At 69.9% G+C, this 20,954-nt stretch carries 18 protein-coding genes; 7 read left to right on the top strand and 11 right to left on the bottom strand.

Annotated features, from left to right (window positions below; all coding sequences use genetic code 11):
• Nucleotides 1-236 precede the first annotated feature (236 nt).
• The 3 genes from AC1HFW_RS09055 to AC1HFW_RS09045 all read left to right on the top strand — a co-directional run bounded on the left by AC1HFW_RS09055 (nt 237) and on the right by AC1HFW_RS09045 (nt 3,718).
• Nucleotides 237-1,166 (top strand): sulfurtransferase, encoded by a 930-nt coding sequence (locus AC1HFW_RS09055; protein ID WP_241069669.1) that lies wholly within the window; start codon nt 237-239, stop codon nt 1,164-1,166.
• A 9-nt stretch (nt 1,167-1,175) separates the two neighbouring features.
• Nucleotides 1,176-2,462 (top strand): YeeE/YedE family protein, encoded by a 1,287-nt coding sequence (locus AC1HFW_RS09050; protein WP_479286482.1) that lies wholly within the window; start codon nt 1,176-1,178, stop codon nt 2,460-2,462.
• Nucleotides 2,463-2,575: 113 nt separating this feature from the next.
• Nucleotides 2,576-3,718 (top strand): hypothetical protein, encoded by a 1,143-nt coding sequence (locus tag AC1HFW_RS09045; protein ID WP_241074575.1) that lies wholly within the window; start codon nt 2,576-2,578, stop codon nt 3,716-3,718.
• A 7-nt stretch (nt 3,719-3,725) separates the two neighbouring features.
• On the opposite strand, the gene AC1HFW_RS09040 is transcribed toward AC1HFW_RS09045, so the two are convergent.
• The 5 genes from AC1HFW_RS09040 to AC1HFW_RS09020 all read right to left on the bottom strand — a co-directional run bounded on the left by AC1HFW_RS09040 (nt 3,726) and on the right by AC1HFW_RS09020 (nt 9,532).
• On the bottom strand, nt 3,726-4,385 hold the full coding sequence (locus AC1HFW_RS09040) for a PepSY-associated TM helix domain-containing protein (protein WP_241074574.1): 660 nt from the start codon (nt 4,383-4,385) through the stop codon (nt 3,726-3,728).
• Nucleotides 4,382-5,521 carry a YncE family protein gene (locus AC1HFW_RS09035; RefSeq protein ID WP_479282842.1) on the bottom strand — a complete coding sequence of 380 codons (1,140 nt, stop codon included), beginning with the start codon at nt 5,519-5,521 and terminating at the stop codon, nt 4,382-4,384. Before AC1HFW_RS09035 ends, AC1HFW_RS09040 begins: the two co-directional genes overlap by 4 nt.
• A 2-nt stretch (nt 5,522-5,523) precedes the next feature.
• Nucleotides 5,524-7,929 carry a TonB-dependent siderophore receptor gene (locus AC1HFW_RS09030; protein ID WP_479282841.1) on the bottom strand — a complete coding sequence of 802 codons (2,406 nt, stop codon included), beginning with the start codon at nt 7,927-7,929 and terminating at the stop codon, nt 5,524-5,526.
• A gap of 128 nt (nt 7,930-8,057) precedes the next feature.
• Complete coding sequence (locus tag AC1HFW_RS09025) at nt 8,058-9,005, bottom strand: FecR domain-containing protein (protein WP_479282840.1); 948 nt, start codon at nt 9,003-9,005, stop codon at nt 8,058-8,060.
• Between the two features lie 11 nt (nt 9,006-9,016).
• Nucleotides 9,017-9,532, bottom strand: a complete 516-nt coding sequence (locus tag AC1HFW_RS09020) for a sigma-70 family RNA polymerase sigma factor (RefSeq protein ID WP_061071137.1) — start codon at nt 9,530-9,532, stop codon at nt 9,017-9,019.
• 135 nt (nt 9,533-9,667) lie between these two features.
• Between AC1HFW_RS09020 and AC1HFW_RS09015 the strand changes: the two genes are divergently transcribed.
• Together AC1HFW_RS09015 and AC1HFW_RS09010 are read left to right on the top strand one after the other, a co-directional pair.
• Nucleotides 9,668-10,831, top strand: coding sequence for a TolB-like translocation protein (locus tag AC1HFW_RS09015; protein ID WP_479282837.1), 1,164 nt, complete (start codon nt 9,668-9,670; stop codon nt 10,829-10,831).
• Between the two features lie 237 nt (nt 10,832-11,068).
• Nucleotides 11,069-12,358 (top strand): hypothetical protein, encoded by a 1,290-nt coding sequence (locus AC1HFW_RS09010; protein ID WP_479282835.1) that lies wholly within the window; start codon nt 11,069-11,071, stop codon nt 12,356-12,358.
• A 121-nt stretch (nt 12,359-12,479) separates the two neighbouring features.
• Here the strand turns inward: AC1HFW_RS09010 and AC1HFW_RS09005 are convergent, their stop codons facing one another.
• The 5 genes from AC1HFW_RS09005 to AC1HFW_RS08985 form a co-directional block, all read right to left on the bottom strand.
• Nucleotides 12,480-12,968: a GlcG/HbpS family heme-binding protein gene (locus AC1HFW_RS09005; protein WP_006395160.1), complete on the bottom strand. Its 489-nt coding sequence runs from the start codon at nt 12,966-12,968 to the stop codon at nt 12,480-12,482.
• Between the two features lie 123 nt (nt 12,969-13,091).
• Complete coding sequence (locus AC1HFW_RS09000; protein ID WP_479282833.1) at nt 13,092-13,706, bottom strand: response regulator transcription factor; 615 nt, start codon at nt 13,704-13,706, stop codon at nt 13,092-13,094.
• Complete coding sequence (locus AC1HFW_RS08995) at nt 13,703-15,142, bottom strand: sensor histidine kinase (RefSeq protein ID WP_479282831.1); 1,440 nt, start codon at nt 15,140-15,142, stop codon at nt 13,703-13,705. Before AC1HFW_RS08995 ends, AC1HFW_RS09000 begins: the two co-directional genes overlap by 4 nt.
• Before the next feature lie 63 nt (nt 15,143-15,205).
• Complete coding sequence (locus AC1HFW_RS08990; protein ID WP_479282829.1) at nt 15,206-16,366, bottom strand: HPP family protein; 1,161 nt, start codon at nt 16,364-16,366, stop codon at nt 15,206-15,208.
• Between the two features lie 108 nt (nt 16,367-16,474).
• Nucleotides 16,475-16,927 carry a MarR family winged helix-turn-helix transcriptional regulator gene (locus tag AC1HFW_RS08985; protein WP_006395156.1) on the bottom strand — a complete coding sequence of 151 codons (453 nt, stop codon included), beginning with the start codon at nt 16,925-16,927 and terminating at the stop codon, nt 16,475-16,477.
• A 120-nt stretch (nt 16,928-17,047) separates the two neighbouring features.
• Between AC1HFW_RS08985 and AC1HFW_RS08980 the strand changes: the two genes are divergently transcribed.
• Entirely contained in the window at nt 17,048-18,829 is a 1,782-nt protein-coding gene (locus AC1HFW_RS08980) for a chloride channel protein (protein ID WP_479282826.1), read from the top strand.
• A gap of 78 nt (nt 18,830-18,907) precedes the next feature.
• Here AC1HFW_RS08980 and AC1HFW_RS08975 read toward each other — a convergent pair whose 3' ends face one another.
• On the bottom strand, nt 18,908-19,804 hold the full coding sequence (locus AC1HFW_RS08975) for a LysR family transcriptional regulator (protein ID WP_116521983.1): 897 nt from the start codon (nt 19,802-19,804) through the stop codon (nt 18,908-18,910).
• Nucleotides 19,805-19,947: 143 nt separating this feature from the next.
• Between AC1HFW_RS08975 and argC the strand changes: the two genes are divergently transcribed.
• Entirely contained in the window at nt 19,948-20,892 is a 945-nt protein-coding gene (argC, locus tag AC1HFW_RS08970) for an N-acetyl-gamma-glutamyl-phosphate reductase (RefSeq protein ID WP_479282824.1), read from the top strand.
• Nucleotides 20,893-20,954: the final 62 nt, after the last annotated feature.

The following is a 20,954-nucleotide window of genomic DNA, read 5'->3' as shown; positions in this document are numbered from 1 at the left end:
GGGTGTGGCGGGCGGCGCCCAGTCAGGGCGTCCGCATCGCGGCGCAACGGCGTCGGCCCTTCGTGAAGGCAGGCGTCGCGCCGGCCTCGCGCCCGGAATCCGCGGGCGCGGGTCGCGTTCGACCTCGACCTGCGCATTCCGGTAATCAGGATATGACCAGTAAATTGTTCCTGACTGTAAGCTGAACAAATATGCTCCGGATTTCCAGGTGCGCATTGCGCCTGCTTCCGGAGAGCATGATGTCCCTTTCGAAACTGCTGGCGGGCGCCTTCGCCACGCTGGCCAGCCTGATGGCCTTTCCCGCCACGGCGCAGCACGCCAAGTACCTGGTCACCACCGAGTGGCTGGAGAAGAACCTGAACGACCCCAAGGTGCGTGTCATCGAGGTGAGCGTCAATCCCGGCCTGTTCGAGCGCGGCCACATCCCCGGCGCCAGCAACGTCAACTGGCATACCGACCTGGTCGACACCGTCAACCGCGACATCGCGCCGCCCAGGCAATTCCAGGCGCTGCTGGCGCGTTCCGGCGTCAACACCGACAGCACCGTGGTGCTGTACGGCGACAACAACAACTGGTTCGCCGCCTGGGGCGCGTGGATCTTCGACATCTACGGCATCGACAACGTCAAGATCCTCGACGGCGGCCGCAAGAAGTGGGAGGCCGAGGGCCGTCCGCAGTCCAACAGCGTCAAGGCGCAGCCCGCCGGCAACGCGCGGCCGAAGGACGCCAACCCGGCGCTGCGCGCCCACCTGCAGGACGTGTTGGCAGTGGCGCGCAAGGACAAGGCCGGCGTGCTGGTCGACATCCGTTCGGCCGACGAATACAACGGCAAGATCTTCGCGCCCAATGGCGTGCCGGAACTGGCGGTGCGCGCCGGCCACGTGCCGGGCGCGGTCAACGTCACATGGAGCAAGCTGGTGGCCGAGGACGGCACCTTCAAGTCGGCCGACGAGCTGCGCGCCATCTACCAGGCGGTCGGCGTGGACGGCAGCAAGCCCATCATCACCTATTGCCGCATCGGCGAGCGCTCCAGCCATTCCTGGTTCGCGCTGCGCAAGCTGCTGGGCTACGACGTGCGCAACTACGACGGCTCGTGGACCGAGTACGGCAACAGCGTCGGTTCGCCGATCAGCAATCCCTCGGGCACGGTGTGGGGCAAGACCTGAGTGAGCACCCTGGAAACCCGCGCGCCGCTGGAGCGCGCGCAGACCGGCGCGGCGCTGCGCTACACGCTGGCCGCCGCGCTGCTGGCCCTGGTCGGCGCGGCCGCCTGGCGGCTGGCGCCGCTACCGGACGGCGGCCGCGACCTGTCCTTGTCGCTGCTGCTGGGCGCGGCGTTCGGCATCGTGCTGCAGCGTTCGCGCTTCTGCTTCTACTGCATCGCGCGTGACGCCATCGAGCGCCGCGACCCGCGTGGCGCCTACGCGGTGCTGGTGGCGCTGGCGGTCGGCACCTTGGGCTATCACGCGGTGTTTGGCGCCTTCCTGCCGGTGCCCGGGGCCGAACGGCTGCCGCCGGGCGCGCACATCGGGCCGGTCAGCCTGGCGCTGGTGGCCGGGGCGTTCGTGTTCGGCGTGGGCATGCGGATCTCGGGTTCCTGCATCAGCGCGCATTTCTACCGGCTGGGCGAAGGCGCGCTGGCCTCGCCGTTCGCATTGCTGGGCGCGGGCGTCGGCTTCGTGCTGGGCTTCGCGTCGTGGAACACGCTGTACCTGGCGATGATCCAGCAGGCGCCGGTGGTGTGGCTGCCGCATCACCTGGGGTATGGCGGCACGGTGTTGCTGCAAGGCGCGGCGTTGGGGTTGCTGGCGTTGGGCCTGAGCCGGCTCGGCCGCCGCGGGCGCGAACCCGCCTCGCGCTTGCCCGTTGGCGCATGGGACGCCACCGGCCAAGGCCCAAACGTTGCTCGCGTCGACACCCTGGCGAGGGACGTTTCGCCACCCGTCGCCACGGACCCGCCGCCATGGCGCGCGCTGCTGCAAGACCGCTGGTCGCCCGCCGTGGGCGGCCTGCTGGTGGCCTTCATCGGCGTCATCGCCTACTTGCGCATCGCGCCGCTGGGCGTGACCGCCGAGCTGGGCAGCGTGGCGCGCACGGCGGCTTCCGCCGCGGGCGCGCTGCCGTCGCGGCTCGAAGGGCTGGACACCTTCGCCGGCTGCGCCACCGCCGTCAAGAACGCGTTGCTGTCGAACAATGGCGCGTTCGTGCTGGCGCTGGTCGCCGGCGCCTGGGCCGCCGCGCTGGCCGCGAACGCTTTCCGGCCGCGCCTGCCGACCGGGCGCGAGATCGTTCGCAACTTCACGGGCGGCGTGCTGATGGGGTGGGGCGGCATGACCGCGCTGGGCTGCACCGTCGGCACCTTGCTGTCCGGCGTGATGGCGGGCGCGGCGTCGGGCTGGATCTTCGGGGTGGCGTGCGTGGCGGGGATCTGGGTGGCGTTGAAGGCGTGGCCGACACGTTGACGCGCGTTGGGTGGGATGGCGTTCGGGCGGGGAGATGATAACATCGTGTTACTTGTTGCCGGGCGCGCCCCGGCAGCCATGCCGGTTCCCTGTCGATTCGTTGCGAGCGCCCCATGCCCCTCTCCGAAGTCGAATTGAACGCCGCCCTGCGGGCCCAACTAGAGGCCCGTCGCCTGAGCCACCGTGGCTTGATGGCGCTGGGCCTTTTCCTGACCCTGCTGCTCCTGGTCGTATCCCTGCTCTGGTTCCAGTTCGCGCCGCCTTCGTGGTTGCCGCCGGGATCGACGCGGGCCCATCCCATCATCGATTACGTCGCGCCGACCCTGATCCTGCTGGTGTTGCTGTCCGCCTTGCGCATGGCCTGGTCGCACGGCCAGGCTTGCGCGGGCATAGGCCGCAGCCTGAAGGCTGGGCGGGCGCCACTGGCGCAAGGGGCGCTGGCGGGCATGCGGCCGCAGGCGGGCGACAAGCCCTTGTCGGCGGCACCCGTCGCGCCCGCCCGGCCTGGCGACCGGTTGCGCTGGTCGGGCACGCGGGTGGACTACGTGCTGGACGGCAAGCCCGCGCCGGGACGGCTCGATCCGCCCGACCCGGATGCGATCTGGCGGCATGAGGTGATGGATCTCTATACCCTGCACCCCGATGCCCAGGCGCGGGTGAGTTACGCCTATGGCGACAGGATCGCGCGGGTGGACTATCCGGCGCTGCCGCCAGTGGCCTCGCACGACGCGCCGATGGCTCCCGAGGATTGGGCCGGGGTCCGGCGGGATGCGCTCAAGCGGTTGGCATGGGTGCCGCTGACCTTCCTGATCGTCATGGCGATTCCGTTGGCGCTGGGAGCCTTCACCGGCATCCTGCACCTGGCGGCGTATCAGGCGATGCTGTGGTTCCTGGTCGCGCTGTTCCTGGTGATATCGGTGCCGCTATACGTCAGACCCATTCGGCAGTTGTGGTTTTGGTGGCGCCGCTCCCGTCTCCAGGCAAGCAAGCGCACGCTGCGCGGCCCCATCACTGAAGTGCTGGTCACGGTGCGCACGATATCGCGCGCGGCGGAGTATGCCCGCTGGGTCCGGGTGGACGGCCGCTGGTATCAGGAGGCGCAGATCGCGCCGCTGCGCTTTGACGACCGGCGCCTGCACGCCACCGGCGACGCGGAGTTGAACTTTCTGGTGGTCGATGGCCGCGTGCGGTTCGCGCTGACGCATCATTGCCCGTTGGCGATCGGGCCGACCCGGGCCGCGGCGCAGCCGGCTTGAGTGCAGGTCACGCCCACGACTGCGCCACCGCCGCCAGGCACGCAATCACCGACGCGAACGCGATGCCGAGCCCGATCAGCTTGCGCTTTTCCAGTTCGGTCCAGAGCAGCACGCCGGTCAGGCACAGCGCGATCAACGCGCCTCCGATGGTGTCCGACAGCAGCACCCAGGCCACGCCGGTGCCATTGGCGCGATGGAAGTTCTGGATCACGCCCCACCAGCTGGCGCTGCTGCGGCGCGCGCTGGCGGCGCCGCTTTGCGGCCAGAATTCCACCTGCACCTGATAGCCCGGCGCGCGGAACAGCGCCTGCCAGCGCTCGGGCTGGCGAGCGGTGACGTCGCCCCAGCGCACGTCCTGCGCGGCTTCCTTGCGGATGCGTTCGACCGGCTTGTCCAGCTTCAGGGCCTGCTGCAACCACTGGCCGACCGCCGCGTCGGTGCGCGGCAAGTCGGCGGGGGCCTGCAATTGCAGGGTCTCGACCACCGGGCCGGGCATGTCGATCTTGAGCACGGCGCGATGGTTCTGCAGGATGCCGCTGGCGCCGAACAGCAACCCCAGCAGCGCGCCCCACAGGCCGAGCCAGCCGTGGGCCTTGCGCAGCGCCTTCAGGTATTGGCCGCGTCGCGCCGGCGGACGCGGGCGGGCCGCGGCGGGGGAAGCGTTCATGGCCGCGCCTCGCGCAGGCGCAGCGCGGTGATGGTGAAGCTGTCGGCGGCGAAATGCCGCTGCGCCTCGCCGCCGCCCGCCGGATAGACCTCGGTGTCGTCCATGCTGGGCAGGTAGGCGACGCCGCTGCCGGCGTCGTAGGCCATGTTGTGGGCCCAGGGCCGGGTGCCGATGGCGGCCAGGCGGCGCAACTGGCCGGCGCGGCCCGCGTCATGGATCGCCAGCCGGGCGTCGGCGCCGCTGGGCACTAGTAGCCAATCGCGGCGGGCATCGTAGGCCAGGGCGTTGATGTCGCGGCCGGCGGCGACGCTGGCCAGGACCGCGCCGCTGTCCGCGTCCAGGCTCAGCAGGCGCGGCTCGGCGCCGCGGCAGGCGACGAACAGCCGCTTGCCAGCGGGATCGGCGGCCAGGGCGCTGGGGCGCGGGCATTGCGCGGGTTGCCACAGGCGGGTCAGGGTCAGGCGGCGCAGGTCGATGACGGCGATGCGGCCCTCGTCGCGCAGTGGCAGCGCCACCATGCCGGACCCCAGCAGGGCGGGCGCATCGAGCTTGGCCGCGGGCAGGTCGAGGCTGGCCCGCACGCAATCGCAGGCCGGATCGAGGCGGTAGACGCGCGACACGGTGCCGCGCCGGCCGCTGGTCACCAGCACCTGGCCGCTGTCCGGGTCGTACAGGATGTTGTTGAGGTTGCCGATGTCGAGCGCCACGTGCTTGAGCACCTGGCGGTCGGACGCCCGCACGACAATCACGCTGCCATCCATGCCGGCCACGTAGAGTCGGTCGGCCAACGGCACGGCGGCGACGGCGTTGGCGCCTTCGGTGCCGGGTATCCGGGCCAGCACCTGGCGGTGGGTGGTGTCGTAGATGGTCAGGCCGTTCTCGCGGCGCGCCAGCAGCAGTTCGCCGCCGTCGCGCGCCAGGGCGGCGAAGCCCCAGGAATGGCCGCTGCCGGGCAGCACGGTGGCGCTGCGCTCGGCCACGATGGGATCGCGCGCGGCGACCGTTTCGGCGCCTGTCGGGGCCATGGCGCCCAGGGCCGCGGCGGCGAAGAGGGCGGACAGCGCCGCTTGGCGCCGGCGCGCCACGGCCGGACGCCGGCATGCCGCGGGCGGGAGGGCGGAGGTGGAGGGCTGCATGGTCAGAATTCCATTCGGGTCGACAGCACGAACTGGCGCGCGTCGCCCATGGAAATGAAGTACTGGTTGGCGCTGGAGGTGTAGTAGGTGCGGTCGAACAGGTTGTTGACGTTCAGCTGGAACTGCACCTTGCGGCCGGCGATGCGGGTGTCGTAGGTCGCGAAGGCGTTGACCACGGTATAGGCCGGCAGCACGAACGAGTTGGCCGAGTCGCCGGGGCGCGTGCCGACGTAGCGCGCCGCGGTGCCCAGGCGCAGGCGGCCTTCGCCGATCTGGCCGGCGTTGTAGACCAGCGCCAGCGACCCGGTGTGCTGGGCCACGTTCCACAGCCGGTTGCCCTGGTATTGCGGGTCGTCGGTGGTGCGGGCGTCGAGATAGGCGTAGCTGGCCATGAAGTCCCAGCGCGCCGACAGCGAGCCGCTGACGTCCAGCTCCACGCCGCGCGAACGCGCCGCGCCGCTGGTGCGCCAGTCGGTGAGCTTGGTGATGTCGTTGTATTGCGACACCAGCACGTTGCGCTTGCGGATGTCGAACAGCGCCAACGTGCCGGTTGTCTGCCCCGGCATGTCCCATTTCAGGCCCAGCTCCCACGACTTGGCCTGTTCCGGCGCCACGCCGGAGTCGATCACCGTGCCGCTGCTCAGCGGCGCGATGGTCGAGGTGGGCTTGAGCGATTCGGTGTAGCTGCCATACAGCGACACTTCGGGCGTCCACTTGTAGACCAGGCCGGCGCGCGGCAGCCACTTGCCGCCCTCGATGTCGGTGTTGGTCTTGAACGGCCGGCCGCGGCCGGCCAGTTGTTCGTAGTGCTGGTAGCGCAGGCCGCCGACCAGGATCCAGCGCTCGCCCAGGTGCAGCGAGTCCTGCAGGAAGAACGAGGTGGCGCGCAGCTTGTCGGTCTGGTCGCTGTCGCTGGCGACCACGGTATTGCCGGGATCCTGCTGGTCGTAGACCGGGTTGACGTAGCTGAAGGGCTTGGACAGGTTCTGCCGGATCAGGTCGGAACGGAAGATCTTGCGGCGTTCGTAGTCGGCGCCGACCTGCAGGTCGTTGCGCAAGCCGCCGATATCGACGCGGCCGTCGACGTAGCCGATCACGTAGTGGTCGGTGGACAGCGCGCCGCGGGTGCCGTCATTGCTGCGCTTGACCGTGCCGGCCACCGGGTCGATGGCGGTCACGCGCACCTGGTTGGCGTCGTAGCGTTCCTGGTTCCAGCTGTAGCCGAGGTGCGCCTTCCAGTTGTCGGTGACGCGCTGGTCCACCGTCACCTGGGCCAGCTCGGTGCTGCCCCACATGTTGTTGTAGGGCTCGTCCAGGCGGCGGCGCGACGGGATGTCGAGCGGCTTGCCGGTGGTGGGATCGAGCGCGGTGCCGCGATCGAACGGGTACAGGTAGTCGCGGTGTTCGTAGGACGCCACGATCTGCGTGTCCTGCCCGTACCAGGCCAGCGACGGCGCCACCAGCGTGTCGCGGCGGCGGCCGAAGTCGCGCCAGTAGTCTTCGTTCATGGTGTCGACCACCAGGCGATAGGCCAGCCGCGAGTCGCCGATCGGCCCGGTGCTGTCGAGCGTGGCGCCGACGCCATCGCGGCCCTGGGCGTAGCTCGAACCCGTCAGCGTGAGGGCGTGGTACGGCGTGAGCTGTGGCCGCTTGCTGACGATGTTGATGACGCCGCCCGGGTCCATGATGCCGTACAGCAGCGACGCCGGGCCCTTCAGCACCTCGACACTGTCGGCGGCGGCGTTCAGGCCACGGCCCTGCACCAGCGGCATGCCGTTGTGCATGATCGAGCCGTCGCGGTTGGCGCCGAAGCCACGCTTCATCAGCGTGTCCTGGGTGCCGGCGAGCGTGTTGCCCTGGGTGATGCCGCTGACGTTGGCCAGCGCGTCATCCAGGTTGCGCGGGCGCTGGTCGCGCAGTACCTGGGCCGGCACCACGTTGACGGCTTGCGGCTGGTCCAGCACCGCCAGCGGCGAGCGCGTCACCGAGGCCACCGGTTCCGGCTGGTAGGCGCCTTCGGCCGTCGACGCGCCCACGACGGTTACTGGCTCCAGCTGGGCGGCGCTGTCGCCGCTGGTCAACGGGCGCACCGTGTAGACGTTGTCCGAGCGCCGTTCGGCGCGCAGGCCGGTGCCGTCCAGCAGCCGGCCGAAGCCTTGGTCCACGCTGTAGGCGCCGGACAACCCGGGGCTCTGCTTGCCGGTAACCAGGCGGCCGTCCAGGGACAGCGTCACGCCGGCCTGGCTGGCGAACTGGCTGAGCGCCTGCGACAGCGGGCCGGGCGCGACCTGGAAGCCGGCGGGCGCCTGGGCCTGGGCCGGCGCGGCGGCCAGCAGGGCCGCGGGCGCGGTCAGTGCGGTGGCCAGCGCGCGGGCCAGGAGCGGATAACGGAAGGGACGGACGTGCATGGGTTTCCTTGGCGGCGGACGCGCGAAACGCGTCGTACATCTGCCATGCCAAGCGAAAAGGAAAAAGGGGAACTGGAAATCCGCGGCTGTTACAAAATAGTCCTGACACATGCCCGCGCCGGGCGGCGCTAGGCGGCCTCCAGCCTGACCCAGCCGGGCAGCACGCGCCGCGCGCGCACCGGCAGGGTGGCTTCCAGCGCGCGCAGGATGCGGTCGGTATCGGCCAGCGGGAACACACCCACCAGCGGCAGTTGCGCCACCTCCGGCGTACAGGTGACGAAGCCGCGGCGGTAGCGGGCCAGCTCGGCCGCAAAGCGAGCCAGCGGCTGGCCGTCGGCCACCAGTTCGCCTCGGGTCCAGGCATCGCGGGCGCGGTCGAGCGGTTCGGCCGCATCGATGCCGCGGCCGCTGAAGCCGGTGCGGGTGCCTGCCTGGGCGACGCGGGCAGGCGCGGCATCGGGCCGGATCTCGACCGCGCCGGCGTAGACGTCGAGCCAGGCGCGGCCGCCATCGCGCAGCACGGCAAAGCGGGTGCCCAGCGCCCGCAGTTGCGCATAGCCCACGTCCAGCAGGAACGGCCGGGCCGGCTCGCGGGAATCGGGATGGGTATCGATCAGGGTTTCGCCGTCCACCAGCACGACCCGGCGCGCCTGCGCGTCGAACCGCAGGTTGACCGCGCTGGCGGTGTTCAGCCACAGCCGCGAGCCGTCCTCCAGCGTGGCCTGGCGGGTCTGGCCGACGTCGGTGCGCAGGTCGGCCAGCTGGCGGCGGGTGGCCGGCTGGTTCCAGGCGGCGGCGCCCAATCCGCCGGCGCCGACCAGCAGCATCAGCGTGCGCAGCGCGCGGCGGCGGCCGCGTCCGGCGCCGGTCAGGGCCTCCAGCGCCGGCTGGCCGGCCACGGATTCGAAGCGCGCGCTGATGGCGGCCACGGCGTCCCAGGCGCGGCGGTGTTCCGGCCGGGCGTCGAGCCAGGCCTGCCATTGGCGGGTGTCGTCGGCGCTGGCGCGTTCATCGCCCAGGCGCGCGAACCAGTCGGCCGCGGCTTCCAGCACGCGGCGGTCGGGCAGGGCTGGCATCGCGGCCGGCCTCACCAGACGCCGTCCGCGATCAGCAGGCATTGCAGCATCACCTGCGCCATGTATTTCTTCACCATGCGCTCGGACACGTCCAGGCGCTGGCCGATCTCGGCATAGGTGTAGCCGCCCAGTTGCGCCAGCAGGAAGGCCTCGCGGGCGCGGGCCGGCAGGCGCTGCAGCATGGCGTCGATCTCGACCAGCGCCTCCAGCACCAGCGCGCGCCGCTCGGGCGAGGGCGCGCAGGCCTCGGGGCGCTGGGCCAGGGCTTGCAGATAGGCGTGCTCGAGATCGCGGCGGCGCCACAGATTGACCACCAGGCCATGGGCGATGCGGGTCAGGAAGGCGCGCGGTTCGCGCAACCCCGGCGTGTCGCGGGCCGCGATCAGGCGCACGAAGGTGTCCTGGGCCAGGTCGGCGGCGTCATGGTCGTCGCGCAGGCGACGCCGCAGCCACGCCGTCAGCCAGGCGTGGTGCGAGCGATAGAGCGTGTCGACGGCGTGGGGAGCCGGGAGGTCGCCGGGCGGCACGGATGCTCCAAACCGGAAAAAATAATGGGAATGGTTCCTATTATAGCTATTCGGGTCTGGAGTTGCAGCGGGGCATCGAGATACGTTGTCGAGCATTGTGCCGCCTTGGCGGGCTTCTGAACGGATGCGGAAGCGATGATGAAGCGAAATCGCGCGTGGTTACTCGTTGCGGCCGTGACGCTGCTTGGCGTGCTGCCGCTGTGGTGGTCGCTCTGGACTTCGGCCTCCCAGGTCGCGAACGAGAAAAAGGCGGTTGTCGCCGTGGTGGAGACACCCACCACGCGGACGCCGTTCTCCCCGCCAAACGGCGGCAGGGCCATTCGCTCGTTGAGCCTGCATCCGAATGGCAACGATTGGCTATTTGTCGAGTGTGCCCCGGACGGCGACAACCGCTGCGACGTCATGCGCTACGAACGCGATTCCGGCCGGCTGTATCGCTATGCGCTGCCGTCCGCCTATTCCTACACGTATGCCCGCTATTCGCCCAAAGGCAATTTCATCGTGATGTCGCGCAGGCCTGTCCATGGCGAATCGGAGGACGCGCTACGCCGCTCGCTCAATGACAGCGAGATCGTGTTGATGCGTCAGGATGGCCGCGAGTTGGAGGTCATCCCGACAGCACCCGGCAACAAGCTGTGGCCGTTCATGTCGCCGGACGAGACGCGCATCGCGTTCTGGAAAGCCGCTCTTCTTGTGCCGCCTGGCAAGCGCATACGTCTGTTCGATTTCGATATCTGGGAATTTGATCGGCACGATAGGACGGAACGGCCCTTTGCCAGTGTCTTTCATTTTGTCGATGGCGGCCAGGCGCAATACATCTCGGATGACGAGATCTTGTTTGAATCTTATGGGCCGATAGATCATTTCTCGGAATACCACCGCCGCTATGACGGCAATGAAATCTACCGAATGAGGCGAGGAGCCGACGCGGTGCCGACTCCGGATGTGTTCGATGGAATCGAGCATATCCGGATGCCCTCCATGGATCGCGCAGGCAGTCTGTATCTATGGGGCCAGACGCCGCGTTACGGGCTGACGGTCATCCGTATTGCGGCTGATGGCCGGCGCAGTGGATGGCTGCAAGAAGGCGGGGCGGAGGCGTCGTTCGATCCCAGGGAAGTGGTCTGCGATCCGAACGGTAAATATATCGCGTCCATTTATCGGGATCATCCCCTGCGTTTTGGTGTTGGATCAGGGGGCCTCGCCATGCTCGATATGGCGGCTAAAAAATGGTCCGCAGTGCCGTTGCCGCCATGGGCTCAGGCTGAAGAAATGCCGGTGACCATCTCCGATGGGTAGATGCAACGAGCCGCAAAGTAGTGTTCAAGAGCAGCGCATTGACGAGTAGGAAATGACATGGCAACAGATGATGGCAGCATCAGAGTGCAAGACCCGAGCTGGAATCCCTCCAGCTGGCTCCCGGTATACGGGCGATGGTGCGGGCCGGATTGGTCCGCGGGAGCGCGGGGAGTAACGAAGACAGTGGAGGAGCTTCTTCGAGAGCCCGTATTCCAACGTATCGGCCCCGGCGGAGGGGTGAAGGTAGACAGTCCGCTGGATGAACTCTGCAAGGCGCATGATATTGCCTACGTTAAGGCCATGGCTCATCCGGACCACGAGGCAGCGCAGAAGTTTCATGCGGATCTGGATCTGTTGAATGACCTTGTGGCGCTGGACCAGGCCAAGCTCACCAAAGACGAGAAAACCTACAGCAAACTGATGGCGCTCGCTTTCGCCGAGAAGATCTTCAACATCGATGTCCCCGCCCTTGGCTACGAGGCGGTCATGACGGCCATGAAGGATCTGATGCTATCGCTCCATGGCCTCTTCGACAAAATTGAGGGGCTGTCCTATATGGATCAGTTCGGCGCCATGATGTGGGGAGCGGTCAAAGAAGGAGACCTCCACGGCGGATTCGGTGATCAGGAGTTCTGGGATATCCCGTTCACGCGGTTCACGCTGACCGCGACCGATACGGCGGGGGCCAGTGCGGTAATTTCGTATTACGCAGATCCATATCGGGAGGCTCACGGTATCGCCGCCGTTGTCGCTGGCGAAATCGTCGGAGGATCGTCCCGAACGATCACGGTCTATGACGGTGGTTTTGTCACTGCGCAATCCGGTCTGCAGGCCCCCGTCGTGCTGGCGGAGCCTTCGACCATGGCCTGGCCCGGGCTGTATCTCGACGATTTCCAGGTCTTCCCGGACGCGATCCCTGTTCCACCACCTGCGGCGCCATCGGCGCCTCCAGCAAGCGATCCGGATACGGCGAGCATGCCGATACCGTCGGTCGGCGGCATCGGGCCGATCATCTCGTATCCCTTGCCGTCGGTCCCCTTACCGTCGTTGCCCGGGCCAATCGCTGCCCCTGAGGGGGATTCGGCGCCGCCCGACAGAACCGACGGCGGTCCGTTTTACGCCGTGTTGGTGGACCCTCCGTTTCCCGACGATGGGACGGGATTGAAGGGGGCTCCATCGCCGCCCGTTGTCGTCCACGGCACCCCCGTCAATGACTGGATCAACGCGACCTGGGATATGTTCCAGTGCGACCGCCCCGACTTTTTCACGCAGAGTTTCTGCGATGGCCTGCTGCGCGACGCCTATCCCATGGCGATCAACCGGGCCGTCGACCTCCGGATAGGGCTGGGCCTCAATCAACTCGTTACAGCCGATTCCGGCGCGACGGTGACGCTGGCGCAGGGAGACAATCAATCCGGTGCGCTGTTACCCGATACGGACGGTGCGTTGCTGTTCGACGGAAATTGGGAGGCGGCGGACACGAGTTGCGCCGTGGTGGGCAATAGCGTCGAGGATGTGGGTTGGTGATTCGGATTTGCGCGCCCCCCAGGCTGGCTGGCGCAGGCAAGGCACCCTTGAGTCAGAATGCGGCGCTGGCCCTTGATTCGCCGCAGGGCAGCGGCAGTCAGAGGCCAGCTCCGCTCGCGACTTACTTGAACAACGCCGCGTTCTCTTCCAGCACCGTGTCCGCGCATTGCGCGTCCAGGTTGCCGCCGGGCGCACCGGCTACGCCGATGGCGCCGATGACGTTGTTGCCGGCCTTGATCGGCACGCCGCCGCCCAGCAGCAGGTAGCCGGGGATGTCGGTCAGGTTGGCGGCGCCGGGGTTCTTCTGCGCGTTTTCCATGATGGCCAGCGTCGGCGCCTTGGCCGAGGCCGAGGTGAAGGCCTTGGCGCGGCTCGCCTCGATGGTGTGGGGGCCGGCGTTGTCGGCGCGCACGAAGGCCTTGAGCAGGCCGGCGCGGTCGACCACCGAGGCGCTGACGTTGTAGCCCTTGGCCTGGCAGGCGGCGACGGCGGCGGTGGCCAGCTTCTGGGCGTCGGCGGTGGAGATGTTGCTTTCGGTGAGCACGGCGGCGTGGGCGGCGCCGCTGACGGCGAGCGTGGCAACCAGGGCGGCGAGCGTGTGGCGGGTCATGGTCTGCGTCCTTTTTTCGTAAGGGGATCAGGAGCAGTCAGTGTGGCCAAAAGGCCGGCGGCGCGGTATACGCCCGATTACCCACGCGCCTCCGTAGCGCTACGGAGGCGGCAGGGCAGCGCCTCAGTCGAGCAGCGTGGCGTACTGGCGGATCAGCTGCGCCAGCGAGTCGGCCTCGAGCTTGGCGAAGACGTTGGCGCGGTAGGTTTCGACGGTGCGGGGCGACAAGTCGAATTCGCGCGCGATCTCCTTGTTGCTCAGACCCTGCACGATGCGCTCGAAGACCTCGTGTTCGCGCGTCGACAGTCGCGCCAGGCGTTCGGCGGCGGCCTGCGTCACGGCCAGCCGCTCGCGGCTGGCGATGTGGCCGCGCACCGCGGTTTGCACCGCGTCCAGGAAGATGTCGTCGTCCACCGGCTTTTGCAGGAATTCCATGGCGCCCCCCTTGAAGGCGCGCCGGCACAGGTCGACGTTGGCATGGCCGGTCAGCATCATCACCGGCAGGTCCGACGCCTCGGCCAGCCGCGCCAGCACGTCGAGCCCGCTGATGCCGGGCATGCGGATGTCGAGCACGACGCAGCCGATGGTCTGCGGCGCCAGCTGCGCCAGGAACTGCTGGGGATCGCCGAAGCCCGCGCTGCGCAGGCCGACGCTGCGCAGCAGCAGCGCCAGCGCGTCGCGCACGGCGTCGTCGTCGTCCACCAGGTAGACCAGCGGCGATTGGTCGGGCAGGTTCATGCGGGGCCTCCAGCCAGGGGCAGGGTCAGGCTGAAGCAGGCGCCCGACGGTTGCAGGTTGCGCGCGGCCAGCCGGCCATCCATCGCGCCGGCCAGCGTCTCGCACAGCGCCAGTCCCAGGCCCATGCCCTGCGCGCGGGTGGTGTAGAACGGGGTGAACAGCCGTGGCAGCGCGTCGGCGGCGATGCCCGGCCCGTTGTCGCTGACGCTGAAGACGTAGTGGGCGCCGTCGGCGCGGCCTTCGAGGGTGATCTGGCGCGGCCCCGCGGTGTTGGCCAACGCGTCGGCGGCGTTCTGCACCAGGTTGTGCAGGATCTGTTCCAGCGCCACCCGCTCGGCTAGCGGCCGCGCTTGCGGGCTGGCGTTGTGCCAGTGCAGGCGGATGCCCAGGCGCGCCAGTTCGGGCTCGCGCAGGAAGCGCAGCGAGGCCGCCAGGGCGTCCGGGTCCAGCGCCTCGCGCCGGCCGGGCGCGCTGGGCTGCACCAGCGCCCGCATGCGGCTGATGATGTCGGCGGCGCGCTTGGCCTGTTCGGCGCTGGCCATCAGGGCGCGGCGCACGCTGGGGCGTTCCTCCTCGTCGTCCAGCAGCCGTTGGGCGGCGCGGGTCTGCGCCAGGATCGCGGTCAGCGGCTGGTTCAGTTCGTGGGCGATGCCGGCTGCCATTTCGCCCAGCGTGCTCAGCCGCGCCATGGAAGCCAGTCGCGCCTGTTCCTGCTGGCGCCGGGCTTCTGCGCGCGAGCGCCGCGTGGCGGCCACGCCCGCCACCAGCAGCGCGCTGGTCAGGCCCCACAGCCCCCACGTCAGCCACGGCCAGGACGAGGGCGTGAGGGTGCGGGTGCTGTGCAGCACGAATGGCTGGCTGGCCGCGCCCAACGGTTTGGCGAGCGCGAGCGGCCATCCCGGCCCGGTCGGCGCCGGCTGCCGTTGCAGCAGGGCCAGCGGCTGCTGGCCGATGGCGAGGGTCAGGTTGGCCAGGCTGGCGGGGAAATCGGTGGCGGCGATCAGGTCGCGGGCGTCCACCAGCAGGCTCCAGCTGGAGGGCGCCACCAGCCAGTAGCGGGCGGCGTCCAGTGGCAGCGCCACCGGGCGGCCCAGCGTGCGCGCCTGCTCGACCGCGGCGCGCAGGCCGGGCGGTTCGGCGGCGCTGCCGGCCCAGACGCCGTCGGGCAGGTAGCCGAGCGCCTGCAGTTGCGGCATGGCCGGCCGCAGGCTGGGAAACAGCCGTTCGGGCGCGGGCGGATGCGACAGCGCCGACAGCGTCGCCAGCACGGCTTCGTGCTGCACCGTCTTCTGGCTCAGCATGCGCTGCGCCACGCTGGTGTCCTGGAAGAAGCGGTCGTACTGGTCGACGTAATGCTGGCGCCCGATCCAGAGGGCGCCCAGGCAGAACAGGACCAGCCAGGCGAGGAGGGCGCGGTGGCGCAGGGGCGGATTCACGCTGGGATTATGCCCCGCGGCCGCGTCGCGGCGGAATCCGTAGGGCTACGGAGGCGCCGCGGTTCACGCCGCCAGGCGGCTGTCGTGGCCGGGCGCGGCCTGCGCGGCGGCCGACAGCGCCATCTGGTGCAGGGCGGCCACCAGGTCCGACTGGGTCACCAGGCCGGCCAGCACGCGGCCTTCGTCCAGCACCGGCACGCAGTGCAGGCTGTCGGCCATGGGCCGCGCCAGCTCGATCGCGGGCAGGTCGGGCGTGGCGAACGGCACCTCGGAACGCATGCAGTCGGCCACCAGCAGGTCGGCGGGCGCCCCGCCCGCGGCCGCCACCTGGGCGGGCCGGTTCCTGCGGGCCAGCGCGTCGGCCTGCGCCAGCATGCCGACATAGTGGCCGGAGGAATCGAGCACCGGCAGCCATTGCAGGCGGTGCTTGTCGAACAGGCGCACGGCGTAGTCCAGCGGATCCTGCTGCTGCACTACGACCACGTCGCGCGACATGATGTCGGCGCAGCGCACGTCGCCGAAGCGCCGCCGGCTGGCGCGCAGTTCGGCGGCCAGCACGATTTCCTCGAGGTCATCCTTGCTGATGTCGAGCAGTTCGCCGCGCTGCGCCAGGGCTTCGTCCAGATCGGCGCGCGAGAAGCCCAGGCGGGCGCTGGGCGCCGGGTCGCGGGTCTGGTGGCCGGGCGCGGCTTCGACGTGGCGGCGCGGATAGTTGCGCCGGAGCAGGCCATTGAAGACCACGGCGATGCACAGCAGGATGGCGGAATTCAGCGCCACCGGCCACAGCACGAAGCCATAGCCCAGCGCCGCGACCTGCGGCCCGCCCAGCACCGCGGTCAGCGCCACGGCGCCGCTGGGCGGATGCAGGCAGCGCAACGAGAACATGGCGGCGATGGCGAGCGCCGCCGCGGTGGCCGCGGCCACGCCGGGATCGTGTATCGCCTGCGCGCAGAACACGCCGATCAACGCCGACACCAGGTTGCCCGCCATGATCGACCAGGGTTGCGCCAGCGGGCTGGCCGGCGCGGCGAACAGCAGCACGGCGGACGCCCCCATCGGCGCGATGAACCAGGGATTGGCGTTGCCCAGCGCGTGGTGGCCGACCCATTCGGTGCAGAACAGCCCGACCAGCGCGCCCAATGCGCCATAGAGCTTTTCGCGCATGTTGACGCCGACCGGCGCCGGCGCGAACGCACCGAGCCAGCGCTTGATAGCCACAGCCAAAACCTTTACCTCGCCGCTTCAAATATATCGGGGGACGACAATTTATCACGCGGCGCACCGGTTGGCGGCATGAGCTTATGCCTAGCGGTAATGAAGAGGGAGGCCGGGTCAGCGCTCGGCGGCGTCGTCGTCGATGCGCGCCAGCAGCCGGGTCAGCAGCGGGCGCATGGCGCGCAGCTCTTCCAGGTGCGAGGCCGACAGGCTGGCCAGGATGCGCTCGGCCTTGTCCGTCAGCACCACCTCGACGCGGCGGCCGTCTTCGGGATCGGGCTCGCGGCTGACGAGGTCGAGCCGCTCCAGGCGGTTGACCAGTTCGGCGGCGGTGTGCGGACGCACCAGCAGGCGCTCGGCGATCTCGCCGACGTACAGGCCGCGGCGGCCGGGCGCGCCGGGCCGGCTGCCCTTGATGGCCAGCAGCGCCTGGTGCTGTTGCGGCATCAGGTCGAGGCCGGCGGCGGCGTTTTCGCTGAAGGCGGCGAACTTGCGCAGCGCGTAGCGGAAATCGGCCAGCAGTTCGTAGTCGGTGGCGGACGGCAGGTCGGGGGCAGGGGAACGTTTCACCCGGCCGATTCTAATATATGTCGTGATACGATATATTTGATTTTTCGCAAACGCCGGCCTGTTGCCGTCCCCGTGGACGCGGCGGCCGCGAGTTCCGTTCCTCCCTTTTCTCCTCGTACCATGCCTCCCGTTTCCTCTTCCGTGCGCGTCTTGCGGCTGGGCGACTTCACCACCGACAAGCGTGTCGTGCTGCTGATGGCGCTGGCCGTGCCGACCGGCCTGGCCAGCGTGGCCGCCGCCTGGGCCCTGTTGCGCCTGATCGCGCTGTGCACCAACCTGGCCTACCACGGCCTGTTCTCGTTCGCCGACCTGCCCATCACCACCGGCCGCCTGGGGCCGGCCTCGATCTTCATTCCGGTCATCGGCTGCCTCATCATCGGCCTGATGGCACGCTACGGTTCCGAGAAGATCCGCGGCCACGGCATCCCGGAGGCAATGGAAGCCATCCTGATCGGCAAGAGCCGCATCGCGCCCAAGGTGGCGGTGCTCAAGCCGGTGTCGTCGGCCATCTCGATCGGCACCGGCGGCCCCTTTGGCGCCGAAGGCCCGATCATCATGACCGGCGGCGCCATCGGCTCGCTGCTGGCGCAGACCATCCACCTGAACGACGGCGAGCGCAAGACGCTGCTGGTGGCCGGCGCGGCCGCGGGCATGACGGCGATCTTTGCCACGCCCCTGGCGGCGGTGCTGCTGGCGGTGGAACTGCTGCTGTTCGAATGGAAGCCGCGCAGCTTCCTGCCGGTGGCCACCGCGGCGCTGGTGGCGGCCGTGGCGCGCGCCTTCGCGCTCGATGCCGGACCGGTCTTCAGCTATGGCGGCGTCATCGCGTTCACGCCGTGGCACCTGGTGGCGTGCGCTGCCGTGGGCGTGCTGGCGGGGCTGGGCTCGGGCGTGCTGACGGCGTTGGTGTACGCGGCCGAGGATCTGTTCGAGAAGCTGCCGCTGCACTGGATGTGGTGGCCGGCGCTGGGCGGCCTGGCCATCGGCATCGGCGGCCTGATCGAGCCGGCCGCGCTGGGCGTGGGCTACGACAACATCCGCCATCTGCTGGCGGGCGACCTGGTCTTGCAGGCGGTGTTGCTGCTGCTGGTGGTCAAGGTGGCGATCTGGTCGATCGCGCTGGGCTCGGGCACCTCGGGCGGGGTGCTGGCGCCCTTGCTGATCTTCGGCGGCGCGCTGGGCGCGCTGGCCACGCCCCTGTTACCGCCGGCCGCGCCGGGCTTCTGGGCGCTGGTGGGCATGGCGGCGATGATGGGCGGCACCATGCGCGCGCCGCTGACGGCGACGCTGTTCGCGGTCGAGCTGACCGGCAACCTGGGGGCCTTGCTGCCGGTGCTGGCGGCCTGCGTGTTCGCCTACGGCGTCACGGTGCTGCTGCTGCGCCGCTCGATCCTGACCGAGAAGATCGCGCGCCGTGGCCACCACATCAGCCGCGAATACCGCGTCGATCCGTTCGACCTGTTGCGCGCCAGCCAGGTGATGACCACGCCGGTGCAGACGCTGCCCGACAGCCTGACGGTGGCGCAGGCGATCGCGCATTTCACCACCGCGCAGCCGGTCCACACCAGCTATCCCGTGGTCGATGAAGCCGGCGTGGCGGTGGCCGAGGTGACGCGCGCCGACAGCCTGGCCTGGGCCCTGGAACCGGCGCTGCACGGGCAGACCCTGGCGCAGGCGCTGCAGGGGCGCGAGCTGGTCTACGGCTTTCCCGAGGAATTGGCCAGCCAGATCGCCGACCGCATGGCGCTGTCCGGCGCCGGCCGCGTGCCGATCCTGGACCGCGACAGCGGCCGGGTGCTGGGCATCGTCGGCCGCAAGGACCTGTTCCGCAGCCGCGCCCGGCGCCTGCGCGAGGAAGCCGAGCGCGCGTCGTTCCTGCGGCGGGCGTCGTCTTCGAGGTGATGCGGCGCTGTCCGCGCCAGGCGCCGGGCGGATTGCCGGGGGCCGGTCGCGGTCGGATGATCCGCGGCTGGGGCGGGATCAGGCCTGTCCGCCGGCCGCGCGCAGCAGCCACAAGGCATCCAGCACGTGCTGGGTGGCGCGTTCGACCTGGCCGTCGCGATGGGCGATGCCCAGCGGCCGCCACAGCGCCGGGCGCAGCGGCCGCATGGCGATGCGCGGGTCGGCCTGCGGCGCGGTGGCTTCGTGCGGCAGCAGCGTGGCGCCATAGCCGGCCGCCACCAGGCTCTTGATGGCGTCGTTGTAGTTCAGCTGGATGCGCGGCCGCGGCTGCAGCCCGGCGGCGGCGAACCATTCGCCGGTCTGGCGCGACAGCCGCGTGCTGGCGTCGTTCAGGATCAGCGGCCGTTCGCCCAGCCAGGCCGGCGTGACGCGCGCTGGCGGATTCCAGGCGGCGGGCAGGAAGGCCATGATGGGGTCGCGCCGCCAGGGCCGCAGCACCAGGCCCGGCACGGGCGGCTGCGGCAACGCGACCAGGCCCACGTCGAGCGTGCCGTTGCCCAGCTGTTGCAGGGTCTCCTGCGAGGTCAGCACGGCCACCTGGACGTCGATGCCCGGGTGTTCGCGGCCCAGCGCTTCCAGCGCCTGCGGCAACAGGTGGGCGATGGCGCCGGTCGACGCCCCCAGCCGCACCCGGCCGGCCAGGCCCTGCACCTGCCGCTGCACGTCGTCCAGAGCCTGATCGGCCTCGGCCAGGAGGCGGCGCGCGCGTTCCAGCAGGGTGTCGCCGATGGGCGTGGGCCGGACCTGGCCGCGCTTGCGCGTCAGCAGCGGCGCGCCGACGCGCGCCTCCAGGTCGGCCACGTGCAGGCTGACGGTGGGCGGCGCCAGGTGCAGCGCGCGGGCGGCGTCGGCGAAGGAACCGAGGTCGGCGATGGCGACCAGGGTGCGCAGGCGGTCGAGGTTGATTTCACGCATGGCGGTTTCGTTCAGGATTTCTGAATCTCGTCGTCATGATATTCGACTTTTCGTATGTGGCGCGATGGGCAATGATGGACGCCTGGATCCACTTTCGACCCCATCCGCCGGCGCCGCGCCGGCTCTTTCGCAAGGCCACGCACATGACGCATCCCCTAGTATTCATCGACGGCGACCAGGGCACCACCGGTCTGCAGATCCACGAACGGCTGCGCGGCCGGGTTGACCTGCGCCTGCTGACGCTGGCCGAGGGCGACCGCAAGGACCCGCAACGGCGCGCCGAGGCCATCAACGCCAGCGACATCGCCATCTTGTGCCTGCCCGACGAGCCGGCGCGCCAGGTGGTGGCGTCCATCGTCAATCCGGACGTGCGGGTGATCGACGCCAGTTCGGCGCACCGCACCACCGCGGGCTGGGTCTACGGTTTTCCGGAAATGGACGCCGGGCAGGCGCAACGCATCGCCCAGGCCAGGCGCGTCAGCAATCCGGGCTGCTACCCCACGGGCGCCATCGCCTTGCTGCGCCCCCTGGTGCGGGCCGGCCTGGTGCCGGCCGACTATCCGCTCAGCGTGCACGCGGTGTCCGGCTATTCGGGCGGCGGCCGCGCCAGCGTCGACGCCTACGAGGGCCCGGGCGCCACCGGCGGGCTGGCCTTCCAGGTCTACGGCCTGGGCCTGGCGCACAAGCACACCCCGGAAATCGAGCGCCACGCGGGCCTGACGCAGCGGCCGGTATTCGTGCCGTCGTACGGCGCGTTTCGCCAGGGCATCGTGCTGACCGTGCCGTTGCAGCTGCGCCTGTTGCCCGCCGGCGTCAGCGCCGCGCAACTGCAGGAATGCCTGGCCCGGCACTATGCCGGCGCCCGCCACGTGCAGGTGGTGGCGCCACAGGACGCGGCGGCACACACGTCGCTGGATCCGCAGGCGCTCAACGGCACCAATGACCTGCGGCTGGCCGTTTACGGCAATGCCGATCACGGCCAGGTGCTGCTGAGCGCGGTGTTCGACAACCTGGGCAAGGGTGCGTCGGGCGCGGCGGTGCAGAACCTGGATCTGATGCTGGAAGCGCTGGCCCTGGCCGAGGCCTGAACCGCCAGCGATCTGTCAGGAGATTTCTGCTCAACTGGGCAGGCGCCGCCATCCCGGCCGCG

This window comes from Achromobacter sp. ISS7, from assembly GCF_056523125.1.
Note: the sequence above shows the minus strand (reverse complement) of the source record. Positions and strands in the feature narration are given on the sequence as shown.